The 25,231-nt window shown below is 64.9% G+C and carries 21 protein-coding genes; 15 read left to right on the top strand and 6 right to left on the bottom strand.

Annotated elements, in window-relative coordinates; genetic code table 11:
* Window positions 1-30: 30 nt before the first annotated feature.
* The 3 genes from BGK68_RS11725 to BGK68_RS11715 all read left to right on the top strand — a co-directional run bounded on the left by BGK68_RS11725 (window position 31) and on the right by BGK68_RS11715 (window position 3,533).
* Window positions 31-525, top strand: a complete 495-nt coding sequence (locus tag BGK68_RS11725) for an Lrp/AsnC family transcriptional regulator (protein ID WP_013233150.1) — start codon at window positions 31-33, stop codon at window positions 523-525.
* A 327-nt stretch (window positions 526-852) separates the two neighbouring features.
* Complete coding sequence (gene fliD / locus BGK68_RS11720) at window positions 853-2,883, top strand: flagellar filament capping protein FliD (RefSeq protein ID WP_075257247.1); 2,031 nt, start codon at window positions 853-855, stop codon at window positions 2,881-2,883.
* Window positions 2,884-3,077: 194 nt separating this feature from the next.
* Complete coding sequence (locus tag BGK68_RS11715) at window positions 3,078-3,533, top strand: MaoC family dehydratase (RefSeq protein WP_075257246.1); 456 nt, start codon at window positions 3,078-3,080, stop codon at window positions 3,531-3,533.
* A gap of 15 nt (window positions 3,534-3,548) precedes the next feature.
* Here BGK68_RS11715 and maiA read toward each other — a convergent pair whose 3' ends face one another.
* From maiA to BGK68_RS11695, 4 genes are read right to left on the bottom strand one after another with little or no spacing between them, the layout of a single operon-like run.
* Window positions 3,549-4,196, bottom strand: coding sequence for a maleylacetoacetate isomerase (gene maiA / locus BGK68_RS11710; protein ID WP_075257245.1), 648 nt, complete (start codon window positions 4,194-4,196; stop codon window positions 3,549-3,551).
* A 42-nt stretch (window positions 4,197-4,238) separates the two neighbouring features.
* The gene (gene fahA / locus BGK68_RS11705) at window positions 4,239-5,585 is read right to left on the bottom strand and encodes a fumarylacetoacetase (RefSeq protein ID WP_075257244.1); all 1,347 of its coding nucleotides are present in this window, start codon (window positions 5,583-5,585) and stop codon (window positions 4,239-4,241) included.
* Window positions 5,582-6,919: a homogentisate 1,2-dioxygenase gene (hmgA, locus tag BGK68_RS11700; protein WP_075257243.1), complete on the bottom strand. Its 1,338-nt coding sequence runs from the start codon at window positions 6,917-6,919 to the stop codon at window positions 5,582-5,584. The genes fahA and hmgA overlap by 4 nt, the downstream gene beginning before the upstream one ends.
* Window positions 6,916-8,259 (bottom strand): MFS transporter, encoded by a 1,344-nt coding sequence (locus BGK68_RS11695; RefSeq protein WP_075257242.1) that lies wholly within the window; start codon window positions 8,257-8,259, stop codon window positions 6,916-6,918. The genes hmgA and BGK68_RS11695 overlap by 4 nt, the downstream gene beginning before the upstream one ends.
* Before the next feature lie 193 nt (window positions 8,260-8,452).
* Here BGK68_RS11695 and BGK68_RS11690 point away from each other — a divergent pair, with 193 nt between their 5' ends.
* The 5 genes from BGK68_RS11690 to BGK68_RS11670 all read left to right on the top strand — a co-directional run bounded on the left by BGK68_RS11690 (window position 8,453) and on the right by BGK68_RS11670 (window position 15,585).
* On the top strand, window positions 8,453-9,373 hold the full coding sequence (locus BGK68_RS11690) for a LysR family transcriptional regulator (protein ID WP_075257241.1): 921 nt from the start codon (window positions 8,453-8,455) through the stop codon (window positions 9,371-9,373).
* A 25-nt stretch (window positions 9,374-9,398) separates the two neighbouring features.
* Window positions 9,399-10,232 carry an alpha/beta hydrolase gene (locus tag BGK68_RS11685; RefSeq protein WP_075257240.1) on the top strand — a complete coding sequence of 278 codons (834 nt, stop codon included), beginning with the start codon at window positions 9,399-9,401 and terminating at the stop codon, window positions 10,230-10,232.
* A 163-nt stretch (window positions 10,233-10,395) separates the two neighbouring features.
* Complete coding sequence (locus tag BGK68_RS11680) at window positions 10,396-12,948, top strand: sulfite reductase flavoprotein subunit alpha (protein WP_075257239.1); 2,553 nt, start codon at window positions 10,396-10,398, stop codon at window positions 12,946-12,948.
* Window positions 12,949-13,188: 240 nt separating this feature from the next.
* Window positions 13,189-14,607 (top strand): cardiolipin synthase, encoded by a 1,419-nt coding sequence (gene cls, locus BGK68_RS11675; protein WP_075257238.1) that lies wholly within the window; start codon window positions 13,189-13,191, stop codon window positions 14,605-14,607.
* 42 nt (window positions 14,608-14,649) lie between these two features.
* Entirely contained in the window at window positions 14,650-15,585 is a 936-nt protein-coding gene (locus tag BGK68_RS11670; protein WP_075257237.1) for a hypothetical protein, read from the top strand.
* A gap of 307 nt (window positions 15,586-15,892) precedes the next feature.
* Here BGK68_RS11670 and BGK68_RS11665 read toward each other — a convergent pair whose 3' ends face one another.
* A complete protein-coding gene (locus tag BGK68_RS11665) occupies window positions 15,893-16,780 on the bottom strand; it encodes a LysR substrate-binding domain-containing protein (protein ID WP_075257236.1) in 888 nt (295 codons plus the stop codon).
* A gap of 226 nt (window positions 16,781-17,006) precedes the next feature.
* Between BGK68_RS11665 and BGK68_RS11660 the strand changes: the two genes are divergently transcribed.
* The 5 genes from BGK68_RS11660 to BGK68_RS11640 all read left to right on the top strand — a co-directional run bounded on the left by BGK68_RS11660 (window position 17,007) and on the right by BGK68_RS11640 (window position 22,614).
* Window positions 17,007-17,756: an SDR family NAD(P)-dependent oxidoreductase gene (locus tag BGK68_RS11660; protein WP_075257235.1), complete on the top strand. Its 750-nt coding sequence runs from the start codon at window positions 17,007-17,009 to the stop codon at window positions 17,754-17,756.
* Window positions 17,757-17,829: 73 nt separating this feature from the next.
* Window positions 17,830-18,876, top strand: a complete 1,047-nt coding sequence (locus BGK68_RS11655) for a TRAP transporter substrate-binding protein (protein ID WP_075257234.1) — start codon at window positions 17,830-17,832, stop codon at window positions 18,874-18,876.
* Window positions 18,873-20,729 carry a TRAP transporter large permease gene (locus BGK68_RS11650; protein ID WP_075257233.1) on the top strand — a complete coding sequence of 619 codons (1,857 nt, stop codon included), beginning with the start codon at window positions 18,873-18,875 and terminating at the stop codon, window positions 20,727-20,729. Before BGK68_RS11655 ends, BGK68_RS11650 begins: the two co-directional genes overlap by 4 nt.
* Before the next feature lie 38 nt (window positions 20,730-20,767).
* Window positions 20,768-21,613: a transketolase gene (locus BGK68_RS11645; protein ID WP_075257232.1), complete on the top strand. Its 846-nt coding sequence runs from the start codon at window positions 20,768-20,770 to the stop codon at window positions 21,611-21,613.
* On the top strand, window positions 21,610-22,614 hold the full coding sequence (locus BGK68_RS11640) for a transketolase family protein (RefSeq protein WP_075257231.1): 1,005 nt from the start codon (window positions 21,610-21,612) through the stop codon (window positions 22,612-22,614). The genes BGK68_RS11645 and BGK68_RS11640 overlap by 4 nt, the downstream gene beginning before the upstream one ends.
* A gap of 63 nt (window positions 22,615-22,677) precedes the next feature.
* Here the strand turns inward: BGK68_RS11640 and BGK68_RS11635 are convergent, their stop codons facing one another.
* A complete protein-coding gene (locus BGK68_RS11635) occupies window positions 22,678-22,992 on the bottom strand; it encodes a c-type cytochrome (protein WP_013233132.1) in 315 nt (104 codons plus the stop codon).
* A 230-nt stretch (window positions 22,993-23,222) separates the two neighbouring features.
* On the opposite strand from BGK68_RS11635, the gene BGK68_RS11630 reads away from it, so the two are divergent.
* Both BGK68_RS11630 and lgt read left to right on the top strand, forming a co-directional pair.
* On the top strand, window positions 23,223-24,125 hold the full coding sequence (locus BGK68_RS11630; protein ID WP_075257230.1) for a LysR family transcriptional regulator: 903 nt from the start codon (window positions 23,223-23,225) through the stop codon (window positions 24,123-24,125).
* Window positions 24,126-24,220: 95 nt separating this feature from the next.
* Window positions 24,221-25,057, top strand: a complete 837-nt coding sequence (gene lgt, locus BGK68_RS11625) for a prolipoprotein diacylglyceryl transferase (protein WP_075257229.1) — start codon at window positions 24,221-24,223, stop codon at window positions 25,055-25,057.
* Window positions 25,058-25,231 lie beyond the last annotated feature (174 nt).

Genomic DNA, 25,231 nt, shown 5'->3' with positions numbered 1-25,231 from the left:
AGCAGGCTGAGTCGAATAACCCGAGGCAACATGATGACTAACGGCGCGTTGAAACTGGACCGGATCGATCTGAGGATTTTGTGTCACCTGCAGCAGAATAGCCGCATCACCAATGTGATCCTGGCCGACGCGGTGGGCCTCTCGCCCAGTCCCTGCCTGATCCGCGTCAAGCGCCTGGAGAAGGCCGGCTACATCAGCGGCTATGGCGCCTACATCCGCCTGGAGAAACTGGCCGATGTACAGATCGTGTTCACCGAAGTGACGCTGTCGGACCATCGACGCGAAGACTTCGCCAAGTTCGAGTCCACCATCCGCAACGTCGATGAGATCATCGAATGCCATCTGGTCAGCGGCGGCTATGACTACCTGCTCAAGTTCATGACCCGTAGCGTGGTGCATTACCAGAGCGTGATCGAATCGCTGCTGGAGCAGAACCTGCGCATCGAGAAATACTTCAGCTACATCGTCATCAAGTCGCCCTTCGTCAAGCATCACTACCCGCTGGAAAAGTTCATCCAGAGCTGAGGCTGGCAACGGCCGCCGGATGCCCGGCGCGCCGCCTCTGGCGCGCATTGCCTTGCTGCGCTTCCTTCCCGTCCCGCCCATCCACCGTCCGGCGTTCTCAAGATCGGCCACACTGTCTCGCTGCACGGGATTATCCGTGCCAGGCAGCCGCTGGCGTTGAACGCACAAATTCCCGCATCTCCATCAAATCTCCACAAAAAGACCAGACAAACGTCAGTATTAGTCAGCAAAATCACCCTTTACTTTTGTAAAGACCTGCCGATAACGGCGGTATGCTGAGGCAAGCTCAGCGCTTCATATCATAAAAACATCATCAGGGGCTCCACCATGGCTACTTCTACAGGCACCATTTCGACGTCGGCAGGTCCGCTGGACGTTGCGACGCTGGTCAACCAGTTGATCTCGGTCGAGAGCAAGTCACGGCTCACGCCGCTGAAGAACAAGGAGAGCAGCTTCAATACGCTGATCTCGGCCTATGGCAGCCTCAAGAATGCCTTCACCAGCTACCAGAGCGCGCTCAAGACCCTGACGGCGGCCAGCTTCAGCGCCCAGAAGACCACGCTCAACAACGCCGGCACCGGCAGCAACCTGACCACCGATCCCTTCACGGCCGATACCAACACCGATGAATCGACCAAGGTGCTGGCCCAGAAGCTGCAATCGGCGGGTTTCACGGCCGGCCAGACCTTCAACGCAGGCGACTCGGTGGCCATCAAGGTCGGCACCAACCAGCCCACCTTCATCACCCTGCAAGCCAACGCCACCCTGGCCGGGGTGCGTGACGCCATCAACGCCTCCAAGGCCGGCGTGACGGCCTCCATCACCACCGACGGCAGCGGCGACCACCTGGTGCTGGAATCGAACACCGGCGGCACCGCCAACACCATCAAGATCACGGCCAACAACAGCCTCTCCAGCCTGGCCTATGACCCTTCTTCCAATGTCTCCAGCACGGTCACGCAGATCCAGGCTCCGCGCGACGCCAGCAAGGCGGCGGCGGGCAAGTACAACATCGCGGTGAACCAGCTGGCGCAGGCGGTCAAGGTCAGCTCGGCCGGCATCGCCCCGGGCAGCACCTTCGACAGCGGCGTACTGGCCATCAAGACCGGCAATGGCTCTACAGCCATCATCCAGCCCAAGACCAACTCCCTGGCCGGCGTGCGCGACGCCATCAATGCCAGCGATGCCGGGGTGAACGCCTCCATCGTCAACGATGGCACCAATGACCACCTGGTGCTCACTGCCAAGGACGGCGGCTCGGCCAACACCCTGCGCGTGACCGGCACGGGCAACTTCGCGGCCTTCAATTTCGACCCCAGCGGCACGATCACCACGACGGGCGTGGCGACCAACCAGACCTACTCCAGCGGCAGCCTGGCGCTGCAGGTGGGCAGCAAATCCTTCACCATCAACCCCACCGACCTCGACGGCAGCGGCGCCATCGGCCTCAACGATGTGATGAAGGCCATCAATGACGCCAACACCGGCGTGACCGCCTCGATCACCAATGACGGCTCCAAGGACCATCTGGTGCTCACCCCCACCGGCACGGACGCGGTCAAGCTGACCGGCGCGGGCGACTACAGCGACCTGGCCGGCAGCACCATGGGCCAACTGGCCAAGGCGCAAGACGCCAAGCTGACCGTGGACGGCGTGACCGTAACCAGCACCAGCAACAAGGTCACCAACGTGATCTCCGGCGTGACCCTGAACCTGAGCAAGGTCACCACCAGCGCGGACAATTTCTCGCTGTCGATCAACAATGACACCAGCGGCCTCTCTACTGCCGCCAACACCTTCGTCACGGCCTACAACACGCTGGCCAAGGCCGTGGCCAACCTGACCAAGCAAACCCCGTCCACCACCAAGGGCCAGGCCAGCACGGGTTCGCCGCTGGCCTCGGAATCGTCGGTGCTGGCCTTGATGGGCCAGGTGCGCAACACCATGCTGGGCGCACTGGGCGATAGCGGCTCGACCAACCTGTCGCAGATCGGTATCAGCTTCCAGAAGGATGGCACCCTGGCGCTGGACGCCACCAAGCTCACCAATGCCGCCACCAAGGACTTCGACGGCATCACCCAGCTCTTCACCTCCGCCACCAATGGCGTGGTGCCCAAGCTGCAGAAGCTCATGGACGGCATCCTGGGCGAGTCGGGCGTGCTGGCGTCCAAGACCAAGGGGCTGCAGGACAGCCTGAAGATCGTGACCGACCAGCAGACCGCGGCCAATTCACGTCTGCAGGATCTCAAGGACACCTACACCAACCAGTTCAACCGCCTCAACGTCACGCTGGCCACCATGCAGTCGCGCCAAAGCTACCTGACGCAACAATTGGCCAAGCTGTCCAAGTCTTCCTGAGCGCGCTGGCCGCCTTTGCGGGCCGCCGATGAAAAACCCCGCCGGTGCGGGGTGGTCATTGCAAGGGCTGACGTACGCAAGATCGTCACCGCCCTGCTCGTCAGCAGGGCCACTCTCTGGCTATACTGGATGGACAGCGGCAGCCTATCGCTGCACGCCGATCCGGTATCGATAACTAGGACCAGGGAGCACACGTGGAGCAGCCCAAGTATCTCGATGATTTCCTGCCCGGCCAGGTGTTCCGTTCACCGGGCAGCCTCACCGTGCACAGCGCCGACATCAAGGCCTTTGCCGCGCAGTTCGACCCTCAACCCTTCCATCTCGACGAAGCCGCCGCGCAGCAGACCTTCTTCAAGGGCCTGGCCGCCAGCGGCTGGCATACGGCGGCGCTGACCATGCGCCTGCTGGTGGACACGCTCAACATCGAAGGCGGACTGATCGGCGCGGGCTTCGATGAATTCCGCTGGCCGCGCCCGACCCGCCCCGGCGATACGCTGCGCCTCGACGCCGAGGTGCTGGGCATCAAGACCTCGCAATCCAAGCCGCTGCAAGGCTTCCTCCATCACCGCGTGACCACCTACAACCAGCACGAGGAGCCGGTCCTGATCATGACCGGCAATCTGCTGGTGCCGCGCCGCAGCCAGGGCTGAGCGCCCTGGCGCTGTTCAGGCCGCGTCCGGCTGTTGCGCCGGATGGGCCTGCTGGAACGCCGGCAAGGCATGGCAGGCCTGCTCGATGGCGCATAGCGTCGGATACGGCGCCATGTCCACCTCGAAACGGCGGGCGTTGAAGATCTGCGGCACCAGGCAGCAATCGGCCATGGTCGGCGCATCACCGACGCAGAAATGCCCGCGCGTGGTATCGGCGGCCAGTTGCCGCTCCAGCGCGGTGAAGCCCAGATTGATCCAGTGCGCGATCCAGGCGTTCTTGCGCTCGTCATCCACACCCAGTTCACGCTTGAGGTACTTCAGCACCCGCAGGTTGTTCAGCGGATGGATATCGCAGGCGATGGCCAGCGACAGCGCGCGGATGTGGGCGCGCTGGAAAGCGTCCCCGGGCAAGAGCGAGGGCGTCGGGTGACGCTCCTCCAGCAGCTCCAGCATCGCCAGCGACTGGCTCACGTAATGCCCCTCCTCGGCCAGCACCGGGACCAGGGCATGCGGATTGATCTCGGTGAAGGCTGGCAGCAACTGCTCGCCCCCCTGGTTGAGCAGATGCACCGGCACGGTCTCGTAGGGCAGGCCCTTGAGATGCAAGGCGATACGCACGCGGTAGGAGGCTGAACTGCGGAAATAGCTGTAGAGCGTCGTCATGGTCTGGCTTTCTCCTGGAGCTTCTGTCTTATCCCTTATCCTTCATCCCTGACTGCGCGCTGGCAGCACGGTTCCTGCCGACTCGCCAAACCCGATCAGCGGCAGGCCGTCGCGGCGGGCCACGGCGCGCAGGATGATGGTGTCGCCATCTTCCAGGAACACGCGCTTCTCGCCGCTGGCCAGCGTCAACGGCGACTTGCCGCCGGTGGTCAGTTCCAGCAGCGAACCGGCCTCGTCCGGGGCGGGGCCGGACAGCGTGCCCGAGCCCAGGAAATCGCCGGGCCGCAGGTTGCAGCCATTGACGGTGTGATGCGTCACCAGTTGCGCCACGGTCCAGTAGGCATCGCGGTAATTGGACAGCGACAGGCGCTGCGGCAGCTGTCCGGCCTGGCGCATGGCAGCGGTCTGGATCAGCACTTCCAGTTGCACATCGAAGGCGCCCTGCGTGCGCAGCGTCGGCGCGTCCAGGTAAGGCAGCGGCTGCGGATCGCCGTCGGGGCGGCTCCAGCTGCAACGGTAAGGCGCCAGCGCTTCCAGCGTCACGATCCAGGGCGAGATGGTGGAGGCAAAGCTCTTGGACAGGAACGGCCCCAGCGGCTGGTATTCCCAAGCCTGCACATCGCGCGCGGACCAGTCGTTCAAGAGGCACAGGCCGAACACCTTGTCCTCGGCCTCTTCCATGGGCACCGGCTCGCCCAGGGCGTTGCCGCCGCCGATGAAGATGCCGATTTCCAGCTCATAGTCCAGCCGCTTGCAGGGGCCGAAGGTGGGCGCATCCGCATCCGGCGCCTTGGTCTGGCCGAGCGGACGGGGGAACTGCTGGCCCGAGACGGCAATGGAAGAGACTCGTCCGTGATAGCCGATGGGCACCCACTTGTAGTTGGGCAGCAGCGGATTATCCGGGCGGAACAGCTTGCCCACCGTGGTGGCGTGATGGATGGAGGTGTAGAAGTCGGTGTAGTCGCCGATGGCGGCCGGGACATCGTACTCGGCCTGGGCCTGCGGCACCAGGCAGGCGGCCAGCTCGGTCTGATGCGGCGAAGCGGTGCGCAGCAGGTGCGACAAGGCCAGCCGCAGCGCCGACCAGGACGCAGGCGTAAGCGCCATCAGCGCATTGAGCCGGGAACCGCTGCAGGCCGCATGGGCGGCCTGGCGAGTGGCTTCGTCAAAGCCCGAGAAGGCGCCCGCGGACTGCGCGGCGGGCAAGTCCAGGATCTGGTCGCCGATGGCCACGCCCACGCGGAAATCCTCCTCGCTACCGGCGCGGCGGAACACGCCATAGGGCAGGTTCTGGATCGGGAACGGGCAGCCGTCGGCATTGGCGCTGGGCACCCAGCTGCGCAGTTCGGTGTCGTGGGTTTCGTTCAGGGTCAGGCTAGACAGGCTCATGGGTGCTCCGGGTTGAAGTTCTTCTGGATGCCCAGCCAGCAATCCTGGTAGTCGCGCTGCAAGGCGGGCGACGCCAGCGCATGGCGGGTCGGGCAAAGGATGTTGCGGGTCTCGAACATGAAGGCCATGGTGTGATCGACCTTGTTCGGCGTGCTGGTATCGATGCGGCTGGCCTTCTCGAAGGTGGCGGCGTCCGGTCCATGACCACTCATGCAATTATGCAGGCTGCCGCCGCCCGGCACAAAGCCGCCGCCCTCCTTGGCGTCGTACTGGCCAGTGATCAGGCCCATGTATTCGCTGGCCACGTTGCGATGGAACCAGGGCGGGCGGAAGGTGTTTTCGGCGGCCAGCCAGCGTGGCGGGAAGATCACGAAGTCGATGGTATCCACGCCGGGCGTATCGCTCTGCGATTGCAGCACCAGGAAGATGGACGGATCGGGGTGGTCGTAGCTGATCGAACCGATGGTGTTGAAGTGCCGCAGGTCGTACTTGTAGGGGGCGTAGTTGCCATGCCAGGCCACCACATCCAGCGGTGAATGGCCGATCTTCGCTTGCCAGAGCTGGCCGCCGAACTTGGCGATGAGCTGGAAGTCGCCCTCGCGGTCTTCGTACCAGGCATGGGGCGTGGCGAAATCACGCGGGTTGGCCAGGCCATTGGAACCCAGCGGACCCAGGTCCGGCAGGCGCAGCAGCGCGCCGAAGTTCTCGCAGATATAGCCGCGCGCCTCACCGTCAGGCAGCCGCACCTGGAAGCGCACGCCGCGCGGGACGACTGCGATCTCCTGCGGTTCGATATCGATCACGCCCATCTCGGTGCGCAATTGCAGGCGGCCCCTCTGCGGCACGATCAGCAGTTCGCCATCGGCCGAATAGAAGAAGCGGTCGGTCATGGAGCAATTGGCCGCATACAGGTGGATGGCGCAACCGCTCTGCGCCTGCGGCGAGCCATTGCCAGCCATGGTCACCAGGCCGTCGATGAAATCGGTGGGTGCGGTCGGCATGGGCAGCGGGTCCCAGCGCAACTGGTTGGGGGGCGGTGCGACCTCATCGAAGCGGCTCACCAGCAGCCCTTGCGGCATGGCCTCGAAGGGATGATGCATGGCCGCCGGGCGGATGCGATAGAGCCAGGAACGCCGATTGTGGCCGCGTGGAGCGGTGAAGGCGGTGCCGGAGATCTGCTCGGCATAGAGCCCATAGGCCACCCGCTGAGGAGAATTCTGATGCGCCGGCAAGGCGCCCGGCAAGGCCTCGGTAGCGAACTCATTGCCGAAGCCGGACTGGTAGCCACGGGTATGCACGTGGTGGCTGACGGAAAAATCGGTAGCGGTATTCATGCAGACACTCCTTGAGCAGTACGATGCAGTCGCGCGATGGTGAGCGCGGAAATCAGCGCCGGCACAGCGGCGGCCAGGAACAGCGAGGCATTGGTCCACTGCAGGGCAATCAACTGGCCGCCGATCACCGGGCCCACCACCGAACCGATGCGACCGATGCCCAGCGCCCAGCCGATGCCGGTGGAACGTAGCGTGGTCGGATAGAAGGTGCCGGCCAGCGCATTGACCGCCGGCTGTCCGCCGACGATGCAGAATCCGGCGACGATCACGGCCACAAACAGCAAGGCCGGCACGGTGGCGAGCTTGCCGATCAAGGCGATGGACAGGCAGGCCAGCAGGAAGCAGCTGCCCAGCACGCGGGTGAAGCCGAAGCGTTGGATGAAGCGACCCAGCGACAGCGTGCCAATCACGCCGCCGACCTGCAGCGAGGTGCCGATCAGCACGGCCATGCTGGTCGAGTAGCCGGCATCGCGGATGAGCGTAGGCAGCCAGTTGGACAGGAAGTACAGGTTGATCAGGTTCATGAAGCTGATCAGCCACAGCAGCACCGTCACGCCGGCCCGGCCATCGCGGAACAGCGCCGCCACCGGCATGCCTTCGGCCTTGGTTTCCTTGACCACCACCTCGGTCCTGTCATCGATGACGATGGCCGGGTCGAGCTTGCGCAGCCAGCGCGCCACCTGCGTGCGCGGGCGGCGATGCAGCACCAGGAACTGGATCGACTCCGGCAGCCAGACCAGCATGGCCAGTCCGAGCACCAGCGGCACCACGCCGCCGACCCAGAACACCGCATGCCAGCCATAGGCCGGGATCAGCGCAGCGCTGACGAAGCCGCCTGCAGCCGCCCCCACGGTGAAGCCGCAGGACACCAGCATCATGCGCGTGACCCGCGAGGACGAGGGGCTGAACTCACCCACCAGCGCCATGGCATTGGGCATGATGCTGCCCAGGCCGAAGCCGGTGATGAAGCGCAGCACCAGCAGCTGGTCCAGCGTCGTCACCATGGGCGTGACCAGCATGCACAGGGCAAAGAAGAGCGTGGAGAGGATCAGCACCGGACGCCGTCCATAATGGTCGCCCACCGGGGTCAACACCAGCGAGCCCAGCAGCATGCCGAACAGGCCCGCGCCGAACACCGGCCCCAGGCTGGCCTTGCTCACGCCCCAGTCGGCGATGATGGCCGGCGCGACATAGCCCATGGCCTGCACATCGAAGCCATCGATGATCAGGCACAGGCCGCACAGCAGCAGCAGGCCGAACTGGAAAGCGCCAAAACGGCCCTGCTCCACCACCTGGTCCACATTGACCGTGGGGAGAGCGCCACTGGTGTGGATGCTCATGGTCTTGCTCCTCGTCTGTCTCTACGTTTTTTTATCTGGGCCGTCGCCGCACCAGCAGCGTGGGGGCGGGCCGTCTCGTGATCTTGTTCTTGTTGCGGTCACACTGTAGTGCAATCGCCCTTCTTTTACGATATAAATGCAAAAATACGATCCATTCATTTCGTGAATAATACCCATCCTTGCGCATTGCACCATGCCTCTCATCGAACCGCGTGATATCGACCTCAACCTGCTGGTGGTCTTCCAGGAAGTGTTCCAGGAACGCCAGATCTCTTCCGTGGCGCGCCGCCTGGGCCTGTCGCAGCCCGCCGTGAGCAACGCCCTGGCGCGGCTGCGGCGCAGCTTCGAGGACGAGCTGTTCGTGCGCACCGCACAAGGGATGCAGCCCACGCCCTTCGCCGAGCAACTGGCCGAGCCGGTGGCTGCGGCATTGCAGCAGGTGGCGCGGGCTCTGAACCTGCAGGAAGGCTTTTCTCCGCAGACCAGCACACGCCGTTTCACCATCGCCATGACCGATGTGGGCGAGGTGTATTTCATGCCCACACTGATCGAAGCCTGCGCGCGCCATGCGCCCGGCGTGAGCATCAGCACCGTGCGCGCCGGCGCCATCGATCTGAAGAGTGAAATGGAATCGGGCCGGGTGGACCTGGCCATTGGCGCCTTCGACAATCTGTCCGAAGCGCTGTACCAACGCCGGCTGTTCCGGCAGGAATACGTGAGCATGTTCCGCATCGGCCATGCGCTGGACAAGCCGGGACGGGGCGAGGTCAGCCTGAAGGAATTTCTTGCCGCCGAGCATCTGATGGTGTCTTCCCAGGAAAGCCCTTACGACCGCATCAACCAGAACCTGGAGAAGGCCGGTATATTGCCCAGCGTGCGTTTTCGTGTGCCGCATTTCACCGCCGTGCCGTATATTGTCAGCAGCACCGCCCTGGTCGTGACGGTGCCGCGCAAGCTCGCCGAGAGCGCCGCCGCCCCGTTCGGGCTGCGCTATATCAAGCCGCCGCTGCGACTGCCTTCGTTGCAGACCAATATGTTCTGGCACCGCCGCTACAACCAGGATGAAGGCAATGTCTGGCTGCGCGGATTCATCTCGGAACATTTCGCCGAATAAGAACCCGCCGGGGGGAGGAGAGACCATGAAGATCTACCGCGACTACACCTCTGAAGAACTGGATGCGCAGTACAACGTGCGCGCCCGGGTGCCGGATTTCCAGGACTACTTCGACCGCTTTGCCCGGCAGGGCGAGGCCGCCCGCCAGGCCCATCCGCACCTGGCCGACCTGCCTTACGGCGAAGAGATGCTGCAGAGCATCGACTTCTTTCCCGCCCGCAGCAATGGACGGCCCTTGCTGGTCTTCATCCACGGCGGCTACTGGCGCTCGCTGGACAAGCACCAGTTCAGCCATCTGGCCCTGCCCTATCTGGAGCAGGACATCAATGTGGCGCTGATCAATTACCGCCTCGCGCCCCAGGTCAGGATGGGCGACATCGCCGCCGACTGCGGCCGGGCGCTGCGCCTGCTGCACGCCAAGGCCCCCGCCCTGCGCGTGGACGCCAACGCCATCTGGCTCATGGGTCATTCCGCCGGCGCGCATCTGGCCTGCGTGATCGCCGCGCTGCGCGCCGCACCGGTGCGCGGCGTCTGCGCGCTGTCGGGGCTGTACGACCTGGAACCCATACGGCTGAGCTATCTCAACGAAGCCCTGCACCTGTCACCCTCGGACGTCCTGCAGGCCAGCCCGCTGCTCCTGTCCATGCCGGACGGCGTGCGCGCCGTGCTGTGCGCGGGCGGCCAGGAGAGCGAGGAATTCCTGCGCCAGCGCGACGTGTACGCCGCCAATCTGCGGCAATCAGGACACCAGGTCGAAGTGGTCGAGGCCGCGCAGGCCCATCACCTCAGCATCATCGACGTGGCGGCAGACGGGCAAAGTGCGTTCACGCGGACGGTGTTGAGGATGATGCAGGACTGAATGCATCCTTCCGATTCCCTGTGGTGGCAAGCCTCTGAATACCAATGGGAATCATTTTCATTTGATTTATAATACCGGGCTTACCCAGCCCCGGTCGCGCTCTGCTGCGGCCCGGCCCCGAACAACAACAGGGCCTCACGCCCGCCGTCCGCCAAGCCATCGCATGTTCAAGAAGATCTGGTTCCAACTCCACTGGTTCATCGGCATCACCGCCGGCACCGTATTGATGACCATCGGCGTGACCGGCGCCTTGCTGGCTTTCCGTGAAGAAATCATGGATCTGCTCAGCCCGGGGGTGATGCACGTCCAGGTGCGCCAGCAAGCCACGCTCACGCCGCAGCAAGTGCTGGAGAAACTGCGCCAGGAAGAGCCGCAACGCCGCATCACCACCATGACCCTGTCGGCCGAGCCCGGGGCTTCGGTGCGCGTGGTGTTCGCGCCGCCTCCGGGAGAGCGGCGCGGCCAGGCGCGTTATGTCGATCCCTACACCGGCGCACTGCTGCCGCCGGTGACGGGCATGGAATTCTTCGAGTTCACCGAGCGCTTCCACCGCTGGCTGCTGCTGCCCACCGAGATCGGCAAGATCGTCCTGGGGACGCTGGCGCTGTGCCTGCTGATGCTGGCGCTGTCGGGGCTATACCTGCGCTGGCCGCGCCGCTGGCTGTCGCTGCGCGCCTGGCTGCGGCTGGACTTCCAGTTGCAGGGCCGCTCCCTGCTGTGGAACCTGCATTCGGTCATCGGCACCTGGTCGCTGGTGATGTACGTGATCTTCGCCACCACCGGCGCCTACTGGGCGCTGGACTGGTTCAAGGACGGCGTCAACACGCTGGCCGGCGAAACCCGTCGCGCCCCGATGGCGCGCGGCGAGGGCAAGAAAAAGGACGCACCAAAGAGCGAGACCCCGGTCACCCTGGAACTGACCCAGGCCTGGAACGCCTTCCTGGCCAAGGCGCCGGACTACCAGAGCGCACAGCTGCGCCTGCCCGAACAAGGTACGCAGCCGCTGCAGATCTTCTTCCTCGGCCACGACGCGCCGCATGAGCGCGCCCGCAGCCGCATGGTGGTGCTGCCACAGAGCGGCGAGATCAGACAGCTGGAACGCTACGAAGACAAGAGCACCGGCGGCAGGTTCATCGCCGCCATCTATCCGCTGCACATGGGGACCTACTTCGGCCTGCCCGGACGCATCATCATGGCCATCGCCAGTCTGATGATGCCGCTCTTCGGCATCACCGGCTGGATGCTCTACCTCGACCGCCGCCGCAAGAAGGCCGCCCTGCGCGCCGAACGCGCCGCCCTGGGAGAGCCGCAGCAGCAAGGCGGAGGCCAGTTGCTGGTGGCCTATGCCTCGCAGACCGGCCAGGCCGAACGCATCGCCCTGCATACCGCAGCGCGCCTGCGCCGCAGCGGCGTGGCCGTGACCCTGCAGGCGCTGGCCCAGACCACTGCCGAAACGCTGCGCCACCATCCCCGCCTGCTGCTCATCGCCAGCACCTTCGGCGAGGGCGACGCGCCCGACAGCGCGCGCGGCTTCGAACGTCGCCTGCGCCAGGCCGCCGGCCAGTCGCTGGCGCATCTGCAATATGCCGTGCTGGCGCTGGGCGATCGCCACTACACCAGCTTCTGCGGCTTCGGCCATACGCTCGACCATGGCCTGCGCCAGTGCGGGGCCAAGCCGATGTTCCCGCTGGTGGAAGTGGACCGCATGGACGCCGCGGCCCTGCGCAAGTGGGAGAGCGAACTGGCCAGCCATGGCCTGGACGCCGCCGTGAGCGATCTCCTGCCCGCCAGCAGCCCGGCCTGGTCCTCATGGGTGCTGGTGGAGCGCCACCATCTCAATGCCGGCAGCCAGGGCGAACCGCTCTTCCACCTGGTCTTGCAGAGCGCCGACACCAACCAGCCGGCGCCGGCATGGCAAGCCGGTGCGCTGCTGGAAGTGATGCCGCGCCACGCGCCGGATCGTGTGGCCCTGGTGCTGCAGCGCCTGGGGCTGGATGGCGCAACCGAAGTCCACTGCCGTGGCATGCGCTGCAGCCTGGCCGATGCACTGGCCTGCAGCGTACTGCCGGTGCAGGCAGCGGCCGATGCGCAGACACTGGCGCAACAGTTGCAGGCGCTCACTGCGCGCTCCTATTCGGTGGCCTCGGCCATGCAGGATGGCACGGTGCAACTGCTGGTGCGCCAGCAGCGGCACGAAGATGGCCTGGGACTGGCCTCCGGCTGGCTGACCGAATACGCCCCCATCGGCGCGCACGTGCAGGCCAGACTGGTGGACAATGCCGGCTTTGCCCCAGTGTCCGCCGACACGCCCGCCATCTTCATCGGCAACGGCTCGGGCATGGCCGGCCTGCGCGGCCATCTGCGCCAGCGCATCCACGCGGGCGGCACGCGCAACTGGCTGCTGTTCGGCGAACGTAACGAACGTTACGATTTCCTCTATCGCGAGGAACTGCAAGCCTGGCTGCAGCAGGGCCAGCTGGCGCGCCTGGACCTGGCCTTCTCGCGTGACCAGGAAGCCCGCATCTACGTACAGGATCGCCTGCGCGAGGCCGCCAGCGAATTGCGCCACTGGCTGGACCAGGGTGCGGTGCTGTATGTCTGCGGCAGCCTCGATGGCATGGCCGCCGGCGTGGACGCGGTGCTGACCAGCCTCCTGGGCGAAACGGGTCTGCAAGACCTGATCGAACAGAAGCGCTACCGCCGCGACGTCTACTGAATCCCTCCGGGAGGGCGTGGCCCCTCCCCTTCGTCGTCTTCCCCACCTTCAGCATAGGCGCCACAGCGCGCCGGCTTTCCTGTAGGCAGCTCCCGCTTTCCGTTGTAGGACAGCGCCGATTCGCCGCTCTGGCTGCGCCGTGGCGCCAGGCTGCGGCATATACTCATCGACACTGCGTTGCCTTACTCTCCCTGCGAGACAGCGTCAAGGTCGATGGCGGCGTAGAACCGGGAATCTTCCATGACCAACAAGAACATCAAGCCCAGGCGCTGGTGCGCTACCCTGCTCGTACTGGCTGGCCTGTCGGCGCTGCTCTCGTCATGCAGCTCGCTGCCCACCATCGTGCCCGACATGGACACGCAGTCGGCGCGCACCATCCAGATGAAGGGCGGACGCGGCGTGCTCTCGGAGGCGCAATCCAAGGCCGTGCTGGAGAAGCTGCGCGCCCAGAACGCCGACAACACCCTGCTGGACCGGCACGTGGCCATCGAAGGCGCCATCACCGGCTCGCCCCTGGTCACAGGCAACAAAGTGACCCTGCTCATCGACGGGCCGGCCACCTATGCCTCCATGCAGCAGGCCATCCAGGCGGCGCGCTACCACATCAACATGGAAACCTACATCATGGAAGACGACGAGGTCGGCCGCCAGTTCGCCGACCTGCTCATCGCCATGCAGAAGAAGGGCGTGCAGGTCAACCTGATGTATGACAGCGTGGGCGCGCTCAACACGCCGCGCACCTTCTTCCAGCCCATGATCGATGCCGGCATCCAGGTGCTGGAATACAACCCGCTGAACCCGACCCAGTTGCGCAAGGACTGGGAAGTCAACCAGCGCGATCACCGCAAGCTGCTGGTGGTCGATGGCAAGACCGCCTTCGTGGGCGGGATCAACATCAGCAGCGTCTATTCCAGCGGTTCCTTCAGCACCCGCAAGAAGAAGCCGCGTCTCAATGCCGAGGGTCAACAGATTCCCTGGCGCGACACCCAGGTGCGCATCGATGGCCCGGTGGCGCTGGAATTCCAGAAGCTCTTCGTCGATACCTGGAACAGGCAGCGCGGTCCCGCCTTGGGCGATCATCGCTACTTCCCCACGGTGGCGCCGGCTGGCAACGAGATCGTGCGCGCCATCGGCAGTTCTCCCGATGATCCCTACAGCGTCATCTACGCTACCTTCATCTCCGCCATCCAGCATGCGGAAAAGGCCATCTACCTCACCAATGCCTACTTCGTGCCGGACCCGCAATTGCGCGATTCGCTCAAGGACGCGGCCAAGCGCGGTGTCGATGTGCGCCTGATCCTGCCCTCGCACAGCGACTCGTCCTTGGTGCTGTACGCCTCGCGCTCCTTCTACCAGGAACTGCTGGAGGCGGGCATCCGCATCTACGAGCGACAGGATGCGCTGCTGCACTCCAAGACCGCACTCATCGATGGCGTCTGGTCCACCATCGGATCGACCAACCTGGACTGGCGCAGCTTCGTCTACAACCAGGAAATCAACGCGGTGATCCTGAGCCCGCAATTCGGTGTGCAAGTCAAAGACATGTTCGACCGGGATCTTGGCGCGTCCAAGGAGATCACAAAGGAACAATGGGAGCAGCGCCCCATCAGCGAGCGCATGAAGGAATTCGGCGCCAGCGTCTGGGCGCGGCTGCTGTAGCCGCCTGCCAATTGGCTCAATTGGCTCAATTGGCATGCTTGAATGGCTAGAGAGGAGTCCCGTTTGCGATCCACGTTGTCCCGTCTGTCACGGCCCCTGATGGCCTGCGCCGCGCTGGCGCTGGCCCTCTGTGGTGCTGCGCAGACCCAGGCCCAGACCCAGCCCCAGAACGGCGCGGCGGCCATGAAGAGCCGTTACGAAGAGCTGCAGGGTGAACTGAGCAACAATGCCTACCAGCGCCCGCTGTATCTCAATTCGCGTGAGCAGGACAGCACCGTCAAGGGCGATATCTACGCCGTGCTGGCCTATCCCTTTGCCCAGGTGCGCGAGGCGCTGGACAGTCCCGACCACTGGTGCGACATCCTGATCCTGCACCTCAACACCAAGTACTGCCGACTGCTGCGCGAAGGCGGCAAGACCACCCTGCGCATGCAGGTCGGCAAGAAGACCGAGCAGGACCTCAACGACACCTACCGGGTCGATCTGCGCTACCACGGCGGGAGCAGCGCGGCGGACTATTTCTCCTCCTCGATGCTGGCCGACAAGGGGCCGCTGGACACCTCCAACTATCGCATCGAGATCGAGGCCATCCCGCTGGACGAGCGGCGGTCCTTCCTGCATTTCAGCTATGCCTATTCCTATGGCATGGCCAGCAGGTTGGCCCTGCGCGCCTACCTGATGACGGTGGGACGCGACAAGGTCGGCTTCAGCGTCGTCAAGCGTGACGCCAATGGCCAGGCGCAGTATGTCTCGGGCAGCCGCGCCACGGTGGAGCGCAACACCATGCGCTACTACCTGGCCATCGATGCCTACCTGGCCGCACTGGAGGCGCCCGCCGGCGAGCGGCTGGAGAAGCGCCTGGCAGCCTGGTATGGCGCGACCGAGCAATATCCCCGGCAGTTACATGAGCTCACGCGGGAAGAGTATCTATCGATGAAGCGCAAGGAAGTCGCACGGCAGCAAAAGCCGGGGAGTTAATGTCCACGATTGCCAACGACCGCTCGCCCTGCGCCTGTCGGAGGGCTGCGCCGCCGGTGAACCTTCGATACGCGGCTGCGCCGCTACTCAGGCCGAACGGGAGTCTAGTCATCCGGCACGGCAAACGGCCAGCGTTGGCGCCAATGAGCCGTTCACGCAATCACCCCACCACCGTTCGACCTGAGTAGGCCCCGCAGGGGCCGTATCGAAGGCGCGCCGTCCGCACCCGATCAACAGCCTCAGGACAGACTTCGATACAGCGCCAAAGGATGGCTCAGGTCGAACGTTATGCGGATTGCAGGGCCACTCACCCCTGCCCATCGGCCTGCTCCCGCAGCCATTCCAGGAACGCCGCCACCGCCGGCCGCCGTGCATGGTGGGCCGGATAGACGGCGAAGTGCGCCTTGACCTTGATGGCGCGCTCCAGTCCGAAGATGGGTTTCAGTTTCTTTTCCTCGATGTGGCGCGCCGCCACGGTGGCGCTCTCCAGCGCCACGCCCAGTCCCTGCGTGGCCGCATCCAGCGACATCTGCGCGCGGTCGAACCGTACCGCAAACTGCTCGGGCGCTCGCACGTCCGCAAATTCCCCGAACCAGTCGGCCCACTGCACCACGCTGACATTGCTGCGGATGAGTTTCACGCCCAGCAGGTCAGCCGGCTTCCTGAGCCGGTATTCACGGATGAAGGCGGGGCTGGCCAGGGGCACGATGCACTCTTCGAACAAGGGTTCCACCACCAGCCCCGGCCAGTTGGGAATGCCATAGCGGATATCGATATCCACCTCGCCCAGCTCGAAATTGCTCTGCGAGTGCGCCGCCGACAGATTGAAGGTGATTTCCGGATAGCTGCGCGCAAAATCATTGAGGCGCGCCATCAGCCACAGACTGGCGATGCTGGGCGCGGAATGGATGTAGAGCGTGTTGTTGACGCCCTGGCGCACATCCATGGACGCCGCCGTGATGGCCGAGATCGCGCCCTGGATGCGCGCCAGGTAAGCCTCTCCCGCCGTGGTGATGCGCACGCCATGGGCGCTGCGCTCGAACAGCCGGATGCCCAGGTAAGACTCCAGCCGCGCCACCTGATGGCTCACCGCCGAGGCGGTCAGATGCAGTTCGGCCGCGGCCAGCGCAAAACTCTTGCGCCGGGCCACCGCTTCGAAGGCCTGGAGGTTGGGCAGGGGCGGGAGAACGGCCATGGGCGGGCTCTGCAGCTAAGATGATGATCCGTCACTTTAACATGACGAGACTTCGCTTGTCGTCAGGCGAGGAAAGTCCGACCATGCGCATCAGAACAAAAACGGAGACAACGGTGCACCGCCTGGCGGCTGCATCGCCCCCTACGCATGCTGCGCCTGGCGCAGACACGCACCCGCTTTGTCTCCGGTGTTCCGCCTATCAACGCAAACATCTGGAGAACACGACATGCTGCTCAAGGACAAGGTTGCCGTCATCACCGGCGGTGCAGGAATCAATGGTCTGGGTTACGCCACGGCGCGCCTGATGGCCGAACAAGGCGCCCGCGTGGTGGTGCTGGACCTGGCCCAGGCCGATCCGGCGGCTGCCGCTGCGCGCATCGGCAGCCAGCACCTGGGCCTGGTGGCCGACGTGACCGACAAGGCTTCCTGCGACACGGCAGCGGCGGCCATCCTCCAGCAGTTCGGCCGCATCGACATCCTGGTCAACAATGCCGGCATCACCCAGCCGGTCAAGACGCTGGAGATCACCGGCGCCGACTACGACCGCATCCTCGACGTCAGCCTGCGCGGCACGCTCTACATGTCGCAGGCGGTGCTGCCGGCCATGCGCGCGCAGCAGAACGGTTCCATCATCTGCATCTCCTCGGTGTCGGCCCAGCGCGGCGGTGGCATCCTGGGCGGTCCGCACTACTCGGCGGCCAAGGCCGGCGTCCTCGGCCTGGCCCGCGCCATGGCGCGCGAGTTCGGTCCGGAAGGTATTCGCGTCAACAGCATCACCCCGGGGCTGATCGGCACCGACATCATCAAGGGCAAGCTCACCGAAGAAAAGAAGGCCGAGATCGCCGAGACCATTCCGCTGGCGCGCCTGGGCCGTGCCGACGACATCGGCGGCGCCTGCATCTTCCTGGGCAGCGACCTCTCGCAATACTGCACCGGCATCACGCTGGACGTTAATGGTGGAATGCTGATTCATTAAACACAGCTTAATGCTCGCGCACGCCGGCCTGCCCGGCATCTTTCCCGATATCAGAACAAACAGGAGACCAGAGATGACCCAAGACAACAGCAAACCCGGCAAGACCACCCTGAGCCGCCGCCAGATGCTCAAGGCCGGCGCCGTCGGCGCGGCGCTGCCGCTGTTTTCCATCATGAGCCGTCCGGCCAATGCGGCCGAGTTCAACTACAAGTTCGCCACCGGCCAGGATCCGTCGCACCCGGTCAACAAGCGTGCGCAGCAGGCCATCGACCGTATCCGCGAAGCCACCGGCGGCCGCCTGGACATCAAGCTGTTCCCGGCCAACCAGCTCGGTTCGGATACCGACCTGATGTCGCAGATCCGCAATGGCGGCGTGGAATTCTTCAACCAGGCCAGCGTGGTGCTCTCCACCCTGGTGCCGGCGGCGGGCATCGTCAACACCGGCTTCGCCTTCCACGACTACAAGGAAGTCTGGAAAGCCATGGATGGCCCGCTGGGCGCCTACGTGCGCGCGCAGATCGAGAAGGTCGGCCTGTTGACCATGTCCAAGCCCTGGGACAACGGCTTCCGCCAGATCACCACCTCGACCAAGCCGATCAAGACCGCCGCCGACCTCAAGGGCCTGAAGCTGCGCGTACCGGCCGCACCGATGCTGACTTCGCTCTTCAGCGCATTGGGCGCGAGCCCGACGCCGATCAACTTCAACGAGGTCTATTCCTCGCTGCAGACCAAGCTGGTCGAAGGTCAGGAAAACCCGCTAGCCATCATCAGCACCGCACGCCTGTACGAGGTGCAGAAGTTCTGCACCATCTCCAACCACGTCTGGGATGCCTACTGGATCCTGGGCAACCGCCGCGCCTTCGAAAAACTGCCCAAGGACATCCAGGAAATCGTGCGCCGCGAACTGGACAAGGCCGCCACCGACGAACGCGCCGACATTGCCTCGCTGTCCGGCTTTGCCCGCAACGATCTGCAGGGCAAGGGCGTGCAGATCATCGAAGCCGACAAGAATTCCTTCAAGGAAGCGCTGGCCCGAGGCAGCTTCTACAAGGACCTGCGCGCCAAGTTCGGCGATGACGCCTGGAAGCTGTTGCAGAACAGCGTAGGGAGTCTGGGATGAGCGCTCTGTCGCTGGAGCAACCGGTGGCGGATGAGCGCTCGCTGGCTGCGCGCCTGGAACACTGGCTGGGCCTGGCCATCGAGATCCCCGCCGCGGCGCTGGTGGTGGGCGAGGTGGCGGTGCTGCTGGCGGGCGTGATCATGCGCTTCATCTTCAACAACCCCATCCCCTGGGCCGATGAACTGGCCTCCATCCTCTTCCTCTGGCTGGCCAATCTCGGCGCCGCCGTGGCCCTGCGCCGGGGTACCCACATGCGCACCACCGTGCTGGTGGGCTTCATGAGCGAACGCGGCAAGGCCTGGGCCGAAGCCCTGGCCATCATCGCGCCGTGCGTGATGCTGCTGATCCTGATGCATCCGATGTGGGAATACGCCGAAGACGAAATGTTCGTGCAGACTCCAGCGCTGGGCTGGCCCAACACCGTGCGCGCCGCCGCCGTGGCCGTCGGTGCGGCGCTGATGATCGCCCTCTCGCTGCTGCGCATCTCGCGCCAGAAGCTGGTGGACCTGGTCGGCGTCCTGGCCCTGCTGGCGGTGGTGGCCGGGGCGATGTACCTCGGCTCGTCTTGGCTGCAGGCCATCGGCAACTGGAACCTGGTGGTGTTCTTCGGCCTGGTGCTGGCGGTGTCGGTGCTGCTGGGCATTCCCATCGCCTTCTGCTTTGGTCTGGCGACGGTGGCCTTCATGCTGACCGTGACCACCAGCCCGCTGGCGGTGGTGGCCGGACGTTTCGATGAAGGCATGTCTTCGCTGATCCTGCTGGCGGTGCCGCTGTTCATCCTGCTGGGCCATCTGGTGGAAATGACCGGCATGGCCAAGGCCATGGTGGACTTTCTGGCCTCGCTCCTGGGCCATGTGCGCGGTGGCCTCAACTATGTGTTGCTGGGTGCGATGCTGCTGGTGTCGGGCATCTCCGGCGCCAAGACCGCCGACATGGCGGCCGTGGCCCCGGTGCTGCTGCCGGAGATGAAGCGCCGTGGCAATCACGAGGGTGAGCTGATCTCGCTGCTGGCCGCCTCCGGCGCCATGGCCGAGACCATTCCGCCCTCGCTGGTGTTGATCACCATCGGTTCGGTGGCCGGGGTATCGATTGCGGCGCTGTTCACCGGCGGCATCATGCCGGGCATCGTGCTGGCGGTATTGCTGGCGATCCTGGCGCGCTGGCGCAGTGCCGAGATTCTCGAAGGCATCCAGCGCGCGCCCGGCCGCGTGGTGCTGCGCACGCTCATCATTGCCCTGCCCGCGCTGCTGCTGCCGATCCTGATCCGCACTGCCGTGGTCGAAGGCGTGGCCACGGCCACCGAGGTCTCCACCATCGGCATCGCCTATTCCGTGGTGGCGGGTCTGCTGGTCTACCGCAAGTTCGACTGGAAGCGGCTCTATCCGATGCTGGTCGATACCGCGGCCCTGTCGGGCGCGATCCTGTTCATCATCGGCACGGCCACCGGCATGTCGTGGGCGCTGACGCAGTCGGGCTTCTCGCATGCGCTGGCCGACGCCATGACCAGCGTGCCGGGCGGCAAGTATGGCTTCCTGCTGGTGTCCATCGCGGCCTTCATCGTGCTGGGCAGCGTGCTGGAGGGTATCCCCGCCATGGTGCTGTTCGCGCCGCTGCTCTTCCCGGTGGCCAAGGCCATTGGCGTGCATGAGGTGCATTACGCGATGGTCATCATTCTCTCCATGGGCGTGGGCCTGTTCGCGCCGCCCTTCGGCCTGGGCTACTACGCCGCCTGCACTATCGGCCGCGTGCATCCCGACGTGGCGGTCAAGCGCATCTGGCCCTACCTGGGCGCGCTGGTGGTGGGCCTGCTGATCGTGGCCTTCGTGCCGTGGTTCTCCATCGGTTTCCTCTGATCTTTCCGAACACACTCATCCACAAGCAAGGATTCGCAATGTCTGACAAGTTGGCAAACCTGCGCGCAAGCGCATACCGCATCCGCCGCAATGCCGTGCGCATGGGCGAGGTCCAGGGCCAGGGCTACATCGGCCAGGCGCTGGGCTGGGCCGATGTGCTGGCCGTGGCCTACAAGCACGCCATGCAACTGCGCCCGGATGATCCCGAGTGGAGCGGTCGCGACCGCTTCCTGCTCTCGCACGGCCACTACGCCATCGCCCTGTATGCCGCGCTGATCGAGTCCGGCATCGTCCCCGATGAAGAGCTGGAATCCTACGGCAGCGATGACAGCCGCCTGCCCATGTCGGGCATGGCGACCTATACGCCGGGCATGGAAATCTCCGGCGGCTCGCTGGGCCAGGGCCTGGCCATCGGCGTGGGCATGGCGCTGGGCCTGCGTTACAACAACAACCCGGCCTTCGTCTACAACTCCATGTCCGATGGCGAGCTGGACGAAGGCTCGACCTGGGAAGCCGCCATGGGCGCGGCGCACCACCAGCTGGGCAACCTCATCTGCCTGGTCGATATCAACAACCAGCAGGCCGATGGCCCGTCCGGCAAGATCATGGGCTTCGAGCCGCTGGCCGACAAATGGGCGGCCTTTGGCTGGTACGTGCAGCGCGTCGATGGCAATGACCTGGCCGCCGTGGTGCAGGCCTTCGACAACGCCCGCAACCTGCAGGACGCCAAGCCGCGCGTGATCCTGTTCGACACCCTGATGGGCAAGGGTGTGCCTTTCCTGGAACAGCGCGAGAAGAACCACTTCATCCGTGTCGATCCGCCCGAATGGCAGCAGGCGCTGTCCATCCTCGACCAGTCTTATCAACAAGGAAGCCAAGCATGAACACCGTCGCAGAGAAGAAACCGCGCCTGACCACCTCGGCCATGATCGCCTCCATCGCCGCCGAGGGGCAGCGCGTGCAGGCGGCCCCGTTCGGCAAGGCGCTGGTGGACTATGCCGCCGACCGCCCCGAGATCGTGGGCTTGACCGCCGACCTGGCCAAGTACACCGACCTGCACCTGTTCCAGAAGGCTTATCCCGAGCGCTTCTTCCAGATGGGCATGGCCGAACAGTTGCTCATGGCCGCCGCCGGCGGCATGGCCAAGGAAGGGCTGGTGCCCTTCGCCACCACCTATGCGGTCTTCGCCACCCGGCGCGCCTATGACTTCATCCATCAGGTGATTGCCGAAGAAAACCTGAACGTGAAGATCTGCTGCGCCCTGCCGGGCCTGACCACCGGCTACGGCCCCAGCCACCAGGCCACCGAAGACCTGGCGATGATGCGCGCCATCCCCGGCATGACCATCGTCGACCCCTGCGATGCACTGGACCTGGAACAGGCCGTGCCGCAGATCGCCGCGCACCAGGGTCCGGTCTACATGCGCCTGGCGCGCGGCAATGTGCCGCTGGTGCTGGATGAATACGACTACCGGTTCGAGCTGGGCCGCGCCAAGGAAATCCGCGACGGCAATGATGTGCTGATCATCTCCAGCGGCTTCATGACCATGCGCGCGCTGGAAGTGGCCAAGGCGCTGGAAGCCGACAAGCTCAGCGTGGCCGTGCTGCACTGCCCGACCATCAAGCCCTTCGACGAAGCCACGGTGGTGGAGCAGGTCAAGAAGAAGAACCGCCTGGTGGTGGTGGCCGAGAACCATTCGGTGGTCGGCGGCCTGGGCGAGATCGTCGCCACCACGCTGATGCGCCACCGCGTGCAGCCGGCCGGCTTCCAACTGGCTGGCCTGCCGGACGCCTTCCTGGATGCCGGCGCGCTGCCGACCTTGCATGATCGTTATGGGATCAGTTGCGAGGTGTTGGGAAGGCGGATCAAGGAGTGGTTGAAGTAAGCTCTGTGCATGAAAAAAGGAGACCTCGGTCTCCTTTTCGTCTTACCTCACAACGCCGATCACTTACTTCAGCGTCAACACCCACTTCACCAGCTCACGCGCTTCGGCCTCGCTGACCTGGCCCTTGTTGGCCGGCATCGGCACTGCGCCCCAGACGCCGCCGCCGCCGTTGAGCACCTTCTGGGTCAGCTTGGCTTCGGCATCCTTCTGGCCGGCGTATTTCTTGGCCACTTCCTTGAAGGCGGGACCGACGATCTTGGCGTCCACCGAGTGGCAAGCCATGCAATTCTTGGACTTGGCCAGTTGTGCATTGGCCATGGCTTCGGCGGAAATGGCCGAACCGGCCACCAGGGTGGCGATCAACAACAGGTATTTCATGGAGGCTCCTCAGCTAGCGGTGAACGACGGGCCTGCGGCAAGGGTCTAGCCGCCGCTTTCGCAGGCGGGGCTATTCTACCCGGCTTCCCCGGACCGCCACTATCTGCCCGAACGTATATCTGTCATAGATCAAATCTCCTGCGCGATCATCCCGCCAGCGCGGCGGCTTGCCGCTTGATATCGCGCAGGGATATCATGAGAGCCCGATTGATTCGGATCCGATATCAGCCATGTCCGACCTGCCCCGCCTGGAACTGCGCCAGTTGCGCTACTTTGCCGCCGTCGCCGAAGAGATGCACTTCGGCCGCGCCGCAGCCCGCCTGCACATGACCCAGCCGCCGCTGTCGCAGACCATCGCCGCGCTGGAAGAACTGCTGGGCACGCCGCTGTTCCAGCGCACCAAGCGCAGCGTGGCGCTGACCCCGGCAGGCGCGGCCCTGCTGCCGGAAGCCCAGCGCCTGCTGCAGCAGGCCGCGGCCCTGCCCGACCTGGTGCGGCGCGCCGCCAGTGGAGCCTCGGGGCTGTTGTCCCTGTCCTTCATCTCCAGCGCCGACTACAGCATCCTGCCGCCGCTGCTGCAGCGTTTCCGGGCACGCTATCCGCAAGTGCAGATCGAACTGCGCGAAGCCACCACCGACGTCCAGCTGGAAGACCTCCTGCAAGGCAAGATCGACGCTGGCCTGCTGCTGCCGCCGCTGCCGGAGAAGGCCGCCGCCCTGCTGGAGGTGCGGCCGGTGCTGTCCGAACCGCTGATTGCGGCGCTGCCCGAGGGCGCGGTCAGAAAGCGCGGACCGGTGTCGCTCAAGAGCCTGCGCGAGCTGCCGCTGATCATCTTCCCGCGCCGCATCGCGCCGGCCTTCCATGACACCATCCTGTCGTGCTTCCGCGATGCCGGGGTGACGCCCCATATCGGCCAGGAGGCCATCCAGATGCAGACCATCGTCGGTCTGGTGTCGGCTGGCATGGGAATGGCGCTTGTGCCACAATCCGTGTCGAACCTGAAACGCCCGGGTGTGGACTACCGACGGCTGAGCGACCCGGCCCCGGCCATCCAGACCAGCCTGGCCTGGCGGCGCGACAGTCCCTCCAGCGTCCTGCGGGCGCTGCTGGAACTGCTGGACGAACCGGCCTGAAGCACCCCTCCCGCGCGCCGGGAAGTACTGCGCGAACTTGCGCTGCCCGCCGCGTTCCAATCGCCGTCCCGCCCAACAACAGAAAGATCAAACTCATGCTCGTCCACCCCATGCCCGACCCGATCGCCGTCCACATCGGGCCACTGGCCGTCCACTGGTATGGCCTGATGTACCTGCTGGCCTTCGCCCAATTCATCGCGCTGGGCCGCCTGCGCATCAAGCAGCCGCACATCGCCGCCGTCGGCTGGAAGAAGGAAGACCTGGACGACATGCTCTTCTATGGCGTGCTCGGGGTGGTGCTGGGCGGGCGGCTGGGCGAGATCCTGTTCTACAACCCGGCCTATTACTTTGCCCATCCGGCCGACATGATCGCGGTCTGGAAGGGCGGCATGTCCTTCCACGGCGGTTTCCTGGGCGTGCTGCTGGCGATGTACCTGTGGGGCCGCAAGCGCGGCCGCAACCTGATGGACATCATGGACTTCATCGCCCCGATGGTGCCGCTGGGCTACGCCGCGGGCCGCCTGGGCAATTTCATCAATGCCGAGCTGCCAGGCCGTCCGGCCGATCCCTCGCTGCCCTGGGCCATGATCTGGCCCAATGTGGACAACATCCCGCGCCATCCCTCGCCGATCTACCAGATGCTGGTCGATGGCATCCTGCTGTTCATCATCCTGTGGATCTTCTCGCGCCACTCCCGTCCGCGCATGGCGGTGGCGGGCATGTTCTCGCTGCTGTATGGCTGCGCGCGCTTCTTCACCGAGTATTTCCGCGTGCCGGACTATGAGGTGCACTTCGGCGGCATCACCATCTCGGCCGGGCAGATGCTGTCGGTACCGATGATCGTGCTGGGGATCGTCTTGCTGGTGCTGGCCTACAGGCTCAGGCAGCAGGCGCAGGCGCCTGCGGAACCAGCCTTGGCGGGCAAGAAGTAATCCCGTCTTGCGCATGAAAAAGGGCGGTACCGAATCATCATCGGTACCGCCCTTTTCTTTTCTGCATCCACCGCCCGCTCGGATTGCGTCGCAGCGCAGGCGACGTATCGACAGCGCGCCTTCGATACGCGGCGATGCCGCTACTCAGTACGAACGGTAGTCATTGCATCTGCG

The organism is Herbaspirillum camelliae, from assembly GCF_001929405.1.
Taxonomy (GTDB): Bacteria; Pseudomonadota; Gammaproteobacteria; order Burkholderiales; family Burkholderiaceae_D; genus Herbaspirillum; species Herbaspirillum seropedicae.
The sequence above is the reverse complement of the archived record's forward strand: the minus strand, read 5'-3'. Positions and strand labels throughout refer to the sequence as shown.